At 59.9% G+C, this 13,143-nt stretch carries 16 protein-coding genes and 3 tRNA genes; 6 read left to right on the top strand and 13 right to left on the bottom strand.

Annotated features, from left to right (window positions below):
- Positions 1-8 precede the first annotated feature (8 nt).
- Genes N0Q91_RS11565 through N0Q91_RS11540 form a run of 6 tightly spaced genes read right to left on the bottom strand, consistent with a single transcriptional unit; the run spans position 9 to position 3,561 of the window.
- Positions 9-1,649, bottom strand: coding sequence for a terminase large subunit (locus N0Q91_RS11565; protein ID WP_275596445.1), 1,641 nt, complete (start codon positions 1,647-1,649; stop codon positions 9-11).
- Entirely contained in the window at positions 1,642-2,049 is a 408-nt protein-coding gene (locus N0Q91_RS11560) for a phage terminase small subunit P27 family (protein WP_275596444.1), read from the bottom strand. The genes N0Q91_RS11565 and N0Q91_RS11560 overlap by 8 nt, the downstream gene beginning before the upstream one ends.
- Positions 2,046-2,363 (bottom strand): phage head closure protein, encoded by a 318-nt coding sequence (locus N0Q91_RS11555; RefSeq protein ID WP_275596443.1) that lies wholly within the window; start codon positions 2,361-2,363, stop codon positions 2,046-2,048. The genes N0Q91_RS11560 and N0Q91_RS11555 overlap by 4 nt, the downstream gene beginning before the upstream one ends.
- Positions 2,363-2,776: a DUF3168 domain-containing protein gene (gene gp17, locus N0Q91_RS11550; protein WP_275596442.1), complete on the bottom strand. Its 414-nt coding sequence runs from the start codon at positions 2,774-2,776 to the stop codon at positions 2,363-2,365. The genes N0Q91_RS11555 and gp17 overlap by 1 nt, the downstream gene beginning before the upstream one ends.
- On the bottom strand, positions 2,769-3,209 hold the full coding sequence (locus N0Q91_RS11545; protein WP_275596441.1) for an HK97-gp10 family putative phage morphogenesis protein: 441 nt from the start codon (positions 3,207-3,209) through the stop codon (positions 2,769-2,771). Before N0Q91_RS11545 ends, gp17 begins: the two co-directional genes overlap by 8 nt.
- Positions 3,199-3,561: a head-tail connector protein gene (locus tag N0Q91_RS11540; RefSeq protein ID WP_275596440.1), complete on the bottom strand. Its 363-nt coding sequence runs from the start codon at positions 3,559-3,561 to the stop codon at positions 3,199-3,201. Before N0Q91_RS11540 ends, N0Q91_RS11545 begins: the two co-directional genes overlap by 11 nt.
- Before the next feature lie 186 nt (positions 3,562-3,747).
- Here N0Q91_RS11540 and N0Q91_RS11535 point away from each other — a divergent pair, with 186 nt between their 5' ends.
- Positions 3,748-4,308 (top strand): hypothetical protein, encoded by a 561-nt coding sequence (locus tag N0Q91_RS11535; protein ID WP_275596439.1) that lies wholly within the window; start codon positions 3,748-3,750, stop codon positions 4,306-4,308.
- 2 nt (positions 4,309-4,310) lie between these two features.
- Here the strand turns inward: N0Q91_RS11535 and N0Q91_RS11530 are convergent, their stop codons facing one another.
- The 7 genes from N0Q91_RS11530 to N0Q91_RS11500 form a co-directional block, all read right to left on the bottom strand.
- A complete protein-coding gene (locus N0Q91_RS11530) occupies positions 4,311-4,664 on the bottom strand; it encodes an HNH endonuclease (RefSeq protein WP_275596438.1) in 354 nt (117 codons plus the stop codon).
- Positions 4,661-5,242, bottom strand: a complete 582-nt coding sequence (locus N0Q91_RS11525; protein WP_275596437.1) for a hypothetical protein — start codon at positions 5,240-5,242, stop codon at positions 4,661-4,663. The genes N0Q91_RS11530 and N0Q91_RS11525 overlap by 4 nt, the downstream gene beginning before the upstream one ends.
- Before the next feature lie 3 nt (positions 5,243-5,245).
- The gene (locus N0Q91_RS11520) at positions 5,246-6,787 is read right to left on the bottom strand and encodes a phage major capsid protein (RefSeq protein WP_275596436.1); all 1,542 of its coding nucleotides are present in this window, start codon (positions 6,785-6,787) and stop codon (positions 5,246-5,248) included.
- On the bottom strand, positions 6,784-7,197 hold the full coding sequence (locus tag N0Q91_RS11515) for a gene transfer agent family protein (RefSeq protein ID WP_275596435.1): 414 nt from the start codon (positions 7,195-7,197) through the stop codon (positions 6,784-6,786). The genes N0Q91_RS11520 and N0Q91_RS11515 overlap by 4 nt, the downstream gene beginning before the upstream one ends.
- On the bottom strand, positions 7,194-8,423 hold the full coding sequence (locus tag N0Q91_RS11510; protein ID WP_275596434.1) for a phage portal protein: 1,230 nt from the start codon (positions 8,421-8,423) through the stop codon (positions 7,194-7,196). Before N0Q91_RS11510 ends, N0Q91_RS11515 begins: the two co-directional genes overlap by 4 nt.
- Before the next feature lie 438 nt (positions 8,424-8,861).
- A complete protein-coding gene (locus N0Q91_RS11505) occupies positions 8,862-10,418 on the bottom strand; it encodes a site-specific integrase (RefSeq protein WP_275596433.1) in 1,557 nt (518 codons plus the stop codon).
- Positions 10,419-10,509: 91 nt separating this feature from the next.
- Positions 10,510-10,585: transfer RNA gene (locus N0Q91_RS11500), tRNA-Val, on the bottom strand.
- 439 nt (positions 10,586-11,024) lie between these two features.
- Between N0Q91_RS11500 and N0Q91_RS11495 the strand changes: the two genes are divergently transcribed.
- The 5 genes from N0Q91_RS11495 to N0Q91_RS11475 all read left to right on the top strand — a co-directional run bounded on the left by N0Q91_RS11495 (position 11,025) and on the right by N0Q91_RS11475 (position 13,106).
- Positions 11,025-11,101: transfer RNA gene (locus N0Q91_RS11495), tRNA-Asp, on the top strand.
- A gap of 69 nt (positions 11,102-11,170) precedes the next feature.
- Positions 11,171-11,247: transfer RNA gene (locus tag N0Q91_RS11490), tRNA-Asp, on the top strand.
- Positions 11,248-11,548: 301 nt separating this feature from the next.
- Positions 11,549-11,914 (top strand): NADH-quinone oxidoreductase subunit A, encoded by a 366-nt coding sequence (locus tag N0Q91_RS11485; protein WP_018094842.1) that lies wholly within the window; start codon positions 11,549-11,551, stop codon positions 11,912-11,914.
- Complete coding sequence (locus N0Q91_RS11480) at positions 11,905-12,483, top strand: NuoB/complex I 20 kDa subunit family protein (protein ID WP_003531828.1); 579 nt, start codon at positions 11,905-11,907, stop codon at positions 12,481-12,483. Before N0Q91_RS11485 ends, N0Q91_RS11480 begins: the two co-directional genes overlap by 10 nt.
- 17 nt (positions 12,484-12,500) lie before the next feature.
- Complete coding sequence (locus N0Q91_RS11475; RefSeq protein ID WP_018094843.1) at positions 12,501-13,106, top strand: NADH-quinone oxidoreductase subunit C; 606 nt, start codon at positions 12,501-12,503, stop codon at positions 13,104-13,106.
- The last annotated feature ends 37 nt before the right edge of the window (positions 13,107-13,143 follow it).

Below are 13,143 nucleotides of genomic sequence, written 5' to 3'. Positions count from 1 at the left end.
GGAAACTCCTATGCGGCTTCGGCTTCAGCGCGAAGTCGGTCAAATTCATCGGGATCGAGGTCGAAAATCGAGCGCTGGTTATCGTTCGCGGCGGCTCGATTGACGGCCAGCGCGGACGCGATAGCGCCGTCGATATGGTTACTGTGGCGGGTGCCCTTGTGCATCGTCGTCAGTTCGCCGGCACTGGTTGCCCGCTTCACCACGACGGAATCAAAATGGTTGCGAAGGATCGGGTGCGCGCTGTGCCGGATGCGGCGACCATTCACGATGCGCTCAAGGTCGCAAATCGGGCCGTGCATGTGCTTGGCCGTCTGCGGAAGCTGAATCACATTGATGCCGTGATCCATGAGCTTTGCCATGATCGGCCCGGCTAGCGACGGGTCGAAGATGACTTCCTGCACGTCATAGGTGCCGCAAAGGTCAATGATCTGGTCGGCGATGGCGTCGGGTTCGATGACCGGCCCGTCGATGACGTTCAAAAGGCGTTCGTCGCGCCAGCGGGGGTAGGGAACCTGTTCAAGCTTCGCCTTATCTTCCAAGCCTTCGGACGGCAGGAAAAACCACGGGTGCACCGAAATCCTGCCGTCGTCGTGGCGCCACGCGCCGACAATGGCTGTAAGGTCGCCGGAGCGGGAAAGGTCAACCCCGAGATAGCAGGGCAGCGGCTCAAGGTCGGCAAGGTCAAAATTCGGATCGCGCCCGGCGTCGTAGACGGCCATGTCAAACAGCGGATCGCGGGAAGCGGCCTGCCACATGTTCAGATGGAACTGCTGAAATGCGAACCGTTCGGCGGGCCGGTGTTCGGCTTCCCTCGCCATCGTGCGCAATCCGCCGAGATCGGGGAAGCCGTGCTTCAGGCCGGGATTGACCTTGTGCCAAACGTCTTCATCGCGCCAATCGTTGCCGGCTTCCGCTTCGAAGATGATCGGAAGAAAAGAAGGGTCGTCGATTTCGCCGGTCGCCACCTTCCGGGCGTAGTCGTAGAGCTCGAAACCGATGTTCTCCTGTCCGCGCCCTGCCGTCGTGGCGATGATCATGAGGGTGTCGGGAACCTTCGCCATGCCGGATTTGAGCGCTTCCCAAAGGTCGCGGCCCTTCCAAGCGTGAATTTCGTCCACAAGCACGAATGAAGGCGTCTTGCCGTGCTGTGCCGCGCCGTCGCTCGACACGGCCAGAAGTTCGGCCTTGTTCGGGCGGGAAATGATCTTCTTCGCGCTATTGTGGGCGTCATAGATGCGCGTTGCAGCCACAAGGCGGCGATCTTCCCGAACGATGTTCGCCGCTTCCTTAAAGCCGATGCCCGCCTGTTCGCGATCGGACGCGGCGAAGATCGCCTGTCCTGCCGCGCGGGATTCCGGCCCGATGGTATGGAGCAACGCCCATGCCGCGGCGATGCTCGTTTTGCGGTTGCCGCGGGGCAGCATGAGGAAGACGGTTCGCACGATCCGGCTTTTGTCCGGATTGCGCGGCCCGTAAATGCGCCGGGTCATGCGCTCCTGAAAGTCGTAAAGCTGGAAACGGCCTTTCGGCGCGGCGCTGGCCGGGTGCTTCAGCAACCGGATGAAGTCAACAGCTTGCTGCCCGTTTCCGAAGGGGTCGGGAATGGCGCTGCCGTCACAAATCCAGTGCGGGAATGCGCTCTTAGGCATAAGCGCGGTTCCTGCCGATCGTCATGGGGTTATCGTCGTCGTCATCGTCGGTCGCCGCGCCGCCGACGCGGGCACGAGATACCGGCGACAAACCGTATTCAGCGGCAAGCTGCCGGGCGGTCTGCATCGCCCGGTTCTGCATCCCGAAAAGAACCTTGTCCAAGGTGCCGGACGTGCGGAAAAGCGCCTCGATTTCGCGGACGCGCCCAACTGCAACGCAATAGTTTTCGACGCCCGTAAGATCGGCATTCGTGATAATCCGATCTTCGATCAGGCGCGGCATGATCCGCTTCCATTCGGCGCGTGCCTCATCCGTCATCCACTTCGGCGCGGACGGTGCCTTAGTAAGCGGCGCGCGGTCAGGGGTAAGGGACGGCTTGACGCCGCGGAGATGCGTCACGACGTTGCCGCCCCGCGAAGCTCGAGACCGTCACGCCTGCCGAGTTCGGTGATTTCCTTCAGGTCGTAGACCTTCCCGGCATAGGTGACGCGGTCGGCGGTCGTGAGTCCAGGTATCCACCGGACGCGGAAAATCATGGTGCCGTTTTCGGCCTCACCAAAGCCGGTCAGAAACTCACTAGCCGTCTGCTGCACGATTTCCGCCCATACGGTCGCGACGGTCGCCCACGCCTTCGCGACGCTGCCGGATGGCTTCACGGTTTCGGTTTCCCGCTCAATGGAGATGCGGCGATCCAGCTTGCCGATATTCAGCATTAGACAATCCACCGGATAAGGGCTTCAACGGAAAGGACGCCGTGCCCATAGGCCGGGTCGGGATCGCGCGGGAACCGGGAAGCCGTGACGCGGAAATGGTCGCATTCCCCGCTTTCGACGGTCAGGGGCTTATCGAGCGCGGCCATAACCACCCCGGCAATTTCTTTCGCCGCGTCCTGCCCGGCGTCCAGCGTCCAGATATGGAGATCCAGATAGACCCAAGCCGTGCGCTGTGCGGTGTAGTCGTGACCGTGCAAGGACGTGTTCCCGTCGCTCATCATGATGCACGGCGTTTTGTCCGGCCGGGTGCTGCCAGCGCGGATATGATCGGCCGGAACAAGGTTCGTCACAGCCGGGGCCTCTATCAGCGCGGCGCGAATTGCGGTCTGAACGGCCAAGGTCGGTTCAATCATTCTTTCCATCCCATGCGTCGCGGATCGCCTTGCGCCCGGCGCGGTCAATGCGCTGCTGAAGGCGCTTGCGGAGAAGCCGGAAGGCAGGCCAGAAGAACGGCTGCGCATCGGTGTCGGCGGTGCCGTATTCGACAAGGTGCGCGTAGCGCACGTCGCTGTTGCCAGCGGTCACGATCGCCTCATGCTCGCCAGCCACGCGGGAACCGCCCGGCTGCGAATAGGCGGGCGTCGTTTCGCCGGGGCCGGTCACGGCGATGCTGTCAATGAGCGCGCCGGTATCGCGGGATGCTTCGGCAAGGTGCCGCTGAGCGTCGGCAAGCTCGTTTGCCGAGGTCATGAGCGCCTTGTTGATCTGCTTGCGCGGGCTGTTCTTCACGGCGTCCATGCGCGCCAAGAGGTTCGAAAGCCCGCCATCGTCCTTCTTAGACGCCATCGGTGAACCACTTTTCCCGGTAGCTATCTGCGATTGCTGTCACGCCCTGCGGCGCAAGCTGCGTGGAAACGCCGAAAGAAACGATGTTTCGGCACTCGAAATAGAAGGAAACCAGCTTCAAAACGGCCAGCTTCAGGTCTGCGGGCATAGGGTTGTAATCGGCCGGTGGCGGAAGCGGCGCGCCGTCTTCCCCGTATTCGTTCCAATCAGGATCATAGTCCGAAAGCGGTTCGCCGATGTAATTTCCAAGCCAAGTTTCGGCCGCATCGATGTAAAGCTGAATAAGCTCATCATCGGCATAGCCATCGATCTTCATATGAGCCTTGGCGAGTTTGAGCGATACTATGGACATGCGCTAATCAAGCCTTTTCTGAAAAAGTTATTTTCGACGTCTCTTGTGCGGTGCCCCCGCGCCGGTCCCCTTGGAGGGGGCAAAGTTGGAAACCACCCCCGGCAGTCTAAGGTGAGACGTTAATGAAGCTCTCAGGAAGCAGGTGTATTCGAAGTTGCAACTATGGATTACGAAAGGGAGAACGCGATGCTTCGAATATCCGACGAAAAGGAGATGGCTAAGTTCAGAAGAGAACGAGCGCTCATTTCGGTATTTGTGCATCACGCATATCGGAATGAACTTATCGAGGCCGTGCTTGGAATGCGTAAGGGATTTGATCCTCACGTGCGCACAGCATGGCACATGCTCATCCCCTATGTAGCGGGCGACTACGCTGTTGATTCTGCGCTGCGGGTCGATGAATACGGGGTGGACATGGCTCGTCGCATCATTGATCAGCACGAACTTCAACACCGGGAATTGCCCGCGCTCATTTTCGAGTTCGTGCCGCAGAGGGAATACTTCTGTGTCAAACTTGGAGGCAAGACCGTTGACGAGATCGAAGAGATCATTGGAACGATCGGCGACATGGCTGTTGATGAATTCAAAAACGGTCCGAAGGACGTGGAAGAATTCAGAGAAAACCTTCACAGCAGAATCGCAATTTACCTGCGCCAACGCAATCTTCTGAGCATTCTGTCCAAAGCGGCTCCCAAATTGGCGGGTGCGCTTGGCGCGGCTGGGGATGCCAAGGGCCTTTTCGACTAGCGTCACGTCGGTCGCTCCTGCCGCTGCTTGATGGAGTTATGGCAAGGCGCACAAAGGCTCTGCCAATTGGCGCGGTGCCAGAACAGGCGCTTATCGCCACGGTGCGGAATGACGTGATCTACGACGGTCGCAAGGCGGGTAACGCCGTGCTTGCTGCATTCCCGGCAGTGCGGATGAAGGGTCAAGTATTCGGCGCGGGCCTTGCGCCATTCGTGATTATAGCCACGGTCGCGGGCCGAGGGACGACGTGCGTCATGGCGGGCGTTGCGTTCGCGTCGTGCCTTGATCTGGCAAGCGCAAAACTCGCCATGCGGAACGACGTTGCCGCAACTGCAAAGGCGGGGTGGCTTCGTCATCGGCAGTGCCTCTTGAGCGCTGCGAGCCCGGCGCGGACTTCCTGTTCAGAAACTTCCTCACGCGGATCATCGGAGGGCTGATCGTTGTCGGCGCTGCCGTGGATAGCCTTCAGCTTGTCCATATGCGCCGCATACGCGCGGTCAATTTCGGTCGGCGTGGCGTTCCATGCCGTTTCCGGCGTCCAGCCGAGGAAGCCGGTCGCCTGCGCATAAAGCCCCTGATAAAAGTCCCGCCACGGAATGAGCTTGCCGGTTCCGGGCTTCGCCTTCGAATCGGGCGCCGGGCGGAACATTTCGAGCAATTCGGCTAGTGGCTGGCGAATGGCGAGGAAGAAGGGAAAAAGCGGCCTTCCCCGAACGAGAAAAAGGAAGGCCGCTGCATCCTGCCGGATTACGGATGCCGACAGGATGATTTCGGAAATGATCGTGATGTTGAGTTCGTCCAGCGCCCGATAGAGCGCCGGGAAGCCATAGCGGCTTTCGAGGATAGCAGCGGCCCGCAAGGAGGGGCGAAGCGTCACGGCGTTTCCACCATGCGCGATCGTCACTTCCTCATAGGCGGGCCGCTGGTAGGTCATGGATTAGGCCGTCGCCATCTTCAGCTTGCGGAAGACATCGGTGCGGACAACGCCAGCGCCGACGCGACGGCGAGCGTGGAAACGCACAAGGCCTTCGGTCGCCAGAAGGTAGGGGTTCGGGCGAACCTGAAGCTCGATGCGGTCATAGATGCGGTAACCGGCTTTGAAGTCGCCGAAGATGATCGGGAAGGCGTCAGCTTCGATGTCTGGCATGTCGATAAGCTCGACAACAGGGCGGCCAAGAATGGTTTCAGGCTGCCCCGCCTGATAGGAAGGCTGCCAGAGATAGTTGCCGCTGCCATCCTTCAGCTTGCGAACAGCGGCAAGCGTCGTGCCGTTCATCGCCCACGTTCCCCGGTTACGGTAGACGCCCGGCAGGGAATACATGAGCGTGATAAGGGCGTCTGCGGAAAGGTCGGTTGCGTGACCGTTCAAGCCGTTAGCGATACCCGCTTCGGCCATAAAGCCCTTAGGCTCGACTGCCGTGCTGCCGTTGACGAAAGCCAGCCCTTCCTTCGCGCCGAAGTCTTCGGCGAGAGCAAGGCGGATTTCAGCTTCAACGTCGTGGCTGGCGTCTTCGATAAGCCAGTTGCCGACATCAACATGTGTGGTCATTTCCTTGATGCCGACTTCCATGTCGCCGAAGGTCGGTTCGGACGCTTCGGAAGCAACGGTCTCGCCCTTCCACTTGGCATTCGTCACGGTCAGACGCTTCGGCAGAATGACGGTGTGCGAGCCCGTCGAGCGAACATCAGCGATGCCGCGAACAGGCGAGAATTCGACAAGGTTGCGGATGAACTCGCCGCTGGTCTCTTCCGGTGCCAAAACATAGCCGGGTGCATCGCTGGCGACGGTAAGCGCCTTGCGCTCAACCTCGCCGGTGCGGAGATAGTTGGCGAATGCCTTCTGTTCGGTGTTGTCGTTCTCGGCTGCCGGCTGGTTGTTGTTTGCGGCAGCCGGGCGATTGAGCTTCGCCTTCAGCGTCGCGATATCGTCCTTCAGGGCCTTTACCTCTGCGGCACTGATAACCGGATCGGCATTGGCTTCCGGTGCATTCTCGATTTCGTTTTCCATATGGCTTTCCTCAATGATGGATTTGACTTCAGTGGTCCGGGCGTCCGGGTGCACCGGGCGACGGCATAGGGAGATTTCGGTGATGGTGAGATCAGACAGGACGCGCCCGCCTTCCGGGCGTGCCTTATATTCGTGAAGCAGGTAGCCAATCGACAGGCCGGACATAATGCCTGCCTTCAGGTGACGGCGTGCATCGCGCGCCGGGGTTACGCCTTCGACGAACAGACGGCCCTTCACTTCAAGCCCCCTGTCGGTGATGGCGTAGCTATTCCAGATGCCAACCGCGCCGCGCCCCTGCTCATGCTCCATGAGCATCGGGACTTCCGGCGCAAACCGGAAGGCGGTCGGTTCGATCAGATCGCCCCTGCTGTCGGGCTTGCCGAATGGCCATGCAATGCCGATTACAGTTCCAGCATCGTCTATCGTGACTTCGGCTTCGGCCTTGATTTCACGGTTTTCCGGCTCGGTCATGCGGGCACGTCCTCGTAAACGGCGCTGATTGCTGCTGCGAGGTCGCCGGTCGCTGCCGCCTGTCGCAATTCGTCCTGGGGGATTGCTGCAGCGTCGGCGTCGTCTTCAGGCGCGCCAAAGAACAAGGCGGTAATGACGCCATCGGCAACGGCGAAAACTTCTGCCTGCGGACGCCCGATGCAGTAGACGTTCACAAGCCGGGCCGCTTCGACGGGCGCGGTGCTGCCGCCAATCAGGCCAAGCCGGATCACCTCAAGCACGTCAGAGAATGAATAATCGGACGTGCGGAAGCGCCGGAACAAAGCGCCGATGCCGTGGCCGGTCTTGGCTTCTAATTCCTCGATAAGTTCGCGGGTCGGGAAGGCAAAGGTCTTTTCGCCGTCGCCGAAGAACGCCTTGTGCTGGTTCATGCGGATTCCTTCGCCGGGACCGGGATCGGCGCTGCGTTGCTGGTCGTATGGGGATTGGTGAGGACATCGCCGCCCGGAAGCGGCGGAAGATTGAGGATCGCGCGAACCTCGTTCGGCGTCATGATCCGATTGGTAACGAGCGCCGTCATGTTCGCGGTGCGGGCGGCCGCGTCGGCGCGAAGCAGGTCGTCCACGACAAACTCAAAATAGGCCGCATCCTGCTCGTCTTCGGACAGAAGGACGGTTGCATAGGCGTCCTGCCAACGGTCCAACCAAGGCCGAAGGCAAAGCTGAAGGAAGCTTGCGCCCATCTGTTCGGCGTTGCTCCACGTCGCACGGTCAAGCTGAAACAGAAGGTGCGGCGGGACACCGAAGATGCGGGCGATTTCGTTGATCTGCTCGATACGGTTCTCAAGGAACTGTGCATCGGTCGAAGTCATGGCGGGCTGGTCAAGATCCCAACCGGGCGGCAGAATCAGCGGTTCATTGGGATTGTTCTTCCACCGGCCGTAATCGCTGCGGACATTCTTGAGCTTGTTCGCGCCAGCGTCGTTGTCGGCCAGTTTCTCTCCAGCCTTGATGATGGCCGACGCGCGCGCGCCGGAACCGAAGAACTGCGCACCGTGGCGTTCAAGGATTGCGGCAAGGCCGATTGCTTCCTTGCCGAACGCTATGGGCGACGTGCCGAGGAAGGACGGAACGTGAAGGATTTCGGTGTGGGGATGGTCGGTAGTTCCGCCGACTTCCTGCACGCGGTAAACGGGCGCGCCGGTCAGTTTGTCCTCAAGCAGCGTCACGGTTCCCGGCTTCAGGCGGTGAAGCTCGAAAGGGCGTCCGTCGTCGGGATAGCGGACAACCTTCGCATAGCCGTTGCCGTGAATGAGAGCATCGGCGGTCAGGACGGTGCGAAGCTCGCCCGCGCCGGTCCATTCGTTCGCCCGCTTGTGCACGATGCGATAGGCGGTGTGATCCTTGGCCGCTTCCTTGCCGCCTTCGTTTTCCCGATAGACCTTGCAAGGCAACGAACCAATTGTTTCTGAGACCAGGCGCACGGCCTGAAGAACAGCAGGAACATAAAGGGCCGACTGGCCGCCAACGTTCACGCCAGAATAAGTCGGACGAACGCCTAACAGTTCGAATGCTGCTGGATCATTGAGTGGATATGCCTTCTGTTCTGTGAGTGAACTAAAGGCTTTCTTCACTCGATTTACGAGGGAAAGATTCAACTATCACGTCCTCTTACGCTTAACTTGACAATATTGTCTCATGGCCTGAATCGGCGTGCAAGACAGAATAGGAAAATTTTCCTACTGTGGATTGACAAATTTGTAGAAGCGGAGGGTTTGGAAATGTCGGCTTTTGGAGTAGGTTTGAGTCATGAGAACCCGATGGCAGTTCTCATGTGGCCCCGCTTTGGTTCGCAGGCCTCCAGCCGAACAGGCACAAGGTGCGAGACAGTGACTTTAAGGCGTTGCCGCGCCGGTCACTGTCTCCCATCGTGTTCAGCAGAGACATTAGCGCTGAATCGCTCCGTGAGAGCAAACACTAAATATAGTATTAACAGGCACTTTTACCCCAGCACGCTTTGCCGCTGTGGAATACGGGGATGCCGCACTGAACTATCCTCGACCTGTGCATTCCCCGAATCACAACCCTATCGTTGATCAGATCGGGATAGCTTCAATTCGATCCATTGCAGCGGCCAAGCCGGGAAGCATGACTTCGCTTCGTCCATATAGCTCTTGCGAGCCGCCGCCCGTTCGGCCTGTCATGTAGTTGCGAGCGTCTTCCGGCACGTGGTCGCGGGTGCAGAGGTCTTCGAATAGGTGACGCCAGCCGTGATTAGGGGAAAGTTCCGGACGCTTATCAAACGGTATCAGGCCACGAACCCATGTGCTGATACGGGGCTGGATAAGAACCGCGTCCTTGGTATCGCCCTTGAACAATCGTCCTGGCTTCGCTGCTTTCACAAAATCAAGCAAGCCTTCATCGGCAAGCGTCTTATGGACCGGAATGCGGCGTTCACTGCTGGCTGTCTTCAAAGAGCGGTTGCCAACGGTCGTCACTTTCCAGAACCATCGGTCGCCAACTTGGAAGAAGTCTTCCTTGCGGAGACTTCCGGCCTCGCTCACTCGCATCCCCGAATAGGCGCATAGCCACGGTATCCACCGGAACATTGGCTTTTCCTCCTTCCGGGCAGCGGCAAGCACTAGCTTTGCCTCGTCCATCGTGAAGGCGCGAAGGTAGGACGGCAGGGTTGTGTAGTCAGGGGCTTTAATGCCTTTGAGCGGGTTGCCAGCCGGGAAGAAATTCGCCGGGTCACTCTGCCTTCCCCAATTCATCACGGTGCGCACGTTCTGAAGCATCGCCTTCACGGTGCGGTTGCTGAGTTCGCCCGCGTCTTGCAATGACTCGATCCAGCCTTTCCCCTCTGCGGCGGTAACGGTGAGGGTATTCTTGCTCTTGCGCCACTTCGCGAACGCGGCGCAATGATCGCGATACTTCTTTTCGGTGCGGGCGGGCAGAGGCTTGGCATTCTTGCCACGCGCCCGGCGTTTAACCTCGTCATCTATTATATTGTCAAAGGTGACCGGGGCCGGTGCGTCTTCGGGTAGGGGCGGGGCGTTTGCTAAGATCGGGTGTGAGGGCTGGCCGCTAAAGTCGCCTTCGTTGCGCTCGTCCTCGCGGCGCATGGCCTCGTAGGATGCAACACAAAGCGCCTGAGCCAGCGCCCGCCATTCGGGCGTTCCTTTGATCGCATTGGTGTTCCCCGCAATCCGGGCACGTTCAAGGCGAGCGCCTACAAGCTCCTGTAGCTCGTCATCGGAAAGCTTACCTGCGAAGCCGTCGCGGAAACGCCGTGCCTCGTCAGGATCGGGCTCGATCCGGGCATAACGCGAATCGTGCGCCCGAAGCTCCGCATCGAAGTCAATTTGGTTCTGGTAGTCGCGAAGCGCGATCTGCTGCGCTGTGAGCGGGAAGGAGAGCTGTTTCGCCTTCTGGCCGGTCGCCGCCTCATGCTTCTCGCGCGCTATGCCAATCTGCCGCTGTATCGACGCGACCGCTGCGGCGTGATGGCGAAGGGCCGTGCGCCGGTCGCCGCCAAGCTGGATTTCGAGTTCCGTCTTGCCGTTGAGATAGGGCCGAAGATGGGGCGGAACGACAATCCGCGCCGAGTATCGGCCATTGCGCTCTTTCCAGTGCCGGAGATTGCCAGCCATTCGAAATCCATTTTGTGACGTGATTTGTGACGTCAATATGGGCGAAAAGCCTTGTAACGCAAGGGCTTCCAACGATTTCAAATGGATAGAATGGTGGGCGATGAGAGACTCGAACTCCCGACATCCTCGGTGTAAACGAGGCGCTCTACCAACTGAGCTAATCGCCCTATCGCGTTGCCGGACGAGTGTCCGCCGCGTCGGTGGGCGTGATCTATGCGTAACCGGCGAAAACCGCAAGAGCGTTCGAGCGATTTTTTCGAATTTTTTATCGCGGACCGGGGCGCCCGCCAGGAAGTCTGTGGACAAATTGGTCGGCGAAGGGAGGCGGCTGGCGAGGCAGGCGGCGCATTGTTGGTCGCTCCGCTGCGCCTGCATATAAAGGAAGGGCGAGCCCCGAGGGGTGAGGGTGTGCTCACCCTCGGTGCGCGCTTTCACAGACGGCAAAATCCTTGCCTGAAGCTATGCTGTGGACCAAAAAACGTTCCGTCACCGATTTGTTTTCAATCGCGCTTGACACCCCAAAGCGAACCGCTTAGTTAGCCGCTCATCGAACGGCAAGGCCGCTTCGGGCAGGGGCGCGCGAGCGCGTCTGGAAGGTCAAGAGATGCGGGTGTAGCTCAGTCGGTTAGAGTGCCGGCCTGTCACGCCGGAGGTCGCGGGTTCGAGCCCCGTCACTCGCGCCACTCTTGAAAGAATGCGGCATTCTCAAAAAGTGCCGATGATGAGATAATGGCCAGCGATGGCCATAATGCGCGGGTGTAGCTCAGTCGGTTAGAGTGCCGGCCTGTCACGCCGGAGGTCGCGGGTTCGAGCCCCGTCACTCGCGCCATTCTCTTCTCAAGTGGCCGTCTCCCCCTAATTGTGCTTCCTTTTTTGCATTGCGGCAAAGTGTCTCGCCGCGGAATTCCTGGCGCCGGGAGGCCCGGCTTCCCGCGATTGCGCGCCTTGCCGCGCATCCTGCGGTGGGCGCATCCCCGCTATGCGCTGCGAACCGGTTTAAATGCCCCTTCGAGGCTTGCGCCCGGGCGCCGGCTGCGCTAACCACTCTGGCGTTGCAACATGCTTTTCGGCCTGCGGCATTCTTCGTTGAAGCGCTTTCATGGCGCCCTCCGCAGGCAGGGACGGATAAAATGACAGAACTTCTCGGTTCCTACGTACCGATCGCGATTTTCATTGGGATCGCGCTGGTGATCGGCCTCGCACTTCTGGTCGCTCCTTTCGCCGTCGCCTTCAAGGCGCCTGATTCGGAAAAACTGTCGGCTTACGAGTGCGGCTTCAATGCGTTCGACGATGCCCGCATGAAGTTCGACGTCCGCTTCTATCTCGTGTCGATCCTTTTCATCATCTTCGATCTCGAGGTCGCCTTCCTCTTCCCCTGGGCGGTTTCGTTCAAGGAGTTGGGCTGGTTCGGCTTCTGGTCGATGATGGTCTTCCTTCTGGTCCTGACGGTCGGCTTTATCTATGAATGGAAGAAGGGAGCGCTGGAATGGAATTAGCATCCGGCACCACGCTCGTTGCGCCGCAGCCCAAGGGTATCCTCGATCCCGCGACCGGCAAGCCGATCGGCAGCAATGACGCGTTCTTCGGCGAGATCAACAACGAGCTCGCCGACAAGGGCTTTCTCGTCACCTCGACCGACGAGCTGATCAACTGGGCCCGCACCGGTTCGCTGATGTGGATGACTTTCGGTCTCGCCTGCTGCGCGGTCGAAATGATGCAGATGTCGATGCCGCGTTACGATGCCGAACGCTTCGGCTTTGCGCCGCGCGCCTCGCCTCGCCAGTCCGACGTCATGATCGTCGCCGGCACGCTGACCAACAAGATGGCGCCGGCCTTGCGCAAGGTCTATGACCAGATGCCCGAGCCGCGTTACGTGATCTCGATGGGATCCTGCGCCAATGGCGGCGGCTACTATCACTATTCCTATTCGGTTGTGCGCGGCTGCGACCGCGTCGTGCCCGTCGACATCTATGTGCCAGGCTGTCCTCCCACGGCAGAAGCGCTGCTTTACGGCGTGCTTCTGCTGCAGAAGAAGATCCGCCGGACCGGCACGATCGAGCGCTAAGGGCAGGGGAACTTAAGATGAGTGAAGCCCTGAACGAGCTTGCCTCCTATCTTCGCGAGGCGCGTGGCGCGCTGATCGCCGATGCGGAGGTCAAATACGGCGAACTGACGCTGACGGCGAAAGCCGAGAACCTCGTCGCGCTCCTGACTTTCCTGCGCGACGACGTCCAGTGTGGTTTCGTCAGCTTCATCGATGTCTGCGGGGTCGATTATCCGCAGCGCCCGGACCGCTTCGATGTCGTCTATCATCTTCTCTCGCCGCGCCAGAACCAGCGCGTCCGCGTGAAGGTTGCGACCGGCGAGAACGAGCCTGTCCCCTCGGCGACGTCGGTCTATCCCGGCGCCGACTGGTTCGAGCGCGAAGCCTACGACATGTACGGCATCCTCTTCACCGGTCACCCGGATCTGAGGCGCATCCTGACGGACTACGGCTTCGAAGGCTATCCGCTGCGCAAGGACTTCCCGCTGACCGGTTTCGTCGAGGTGCGTTACGACAACGAGGCCAAGCGCGTCGTCTACGAACCCGTCGAGCTGAAGCAGGAATTCCGCAATTTCGACTTTCTTTCGCCCTGGGAAGGCACGGAATACGTGCTGCCCGGCGACGAAAAGGCGAGACCACGCTGAATTAAGTCGGCCCGCGGCGATCCGCGAAGGACGCCAT

Source organism: Sinorhizobium prairiense, assembly GCF_029201645.2.
GTDB lineage: Bacteria > Pseudomonadota > Alphaproteobacteria > Rhizobiales > Rhizobiaceae > Sinorhizobium > Sinorhizobium meliloti_A.
This window is presented reverse-complemented; position numbering and strand designations above follow the sequence as displayed.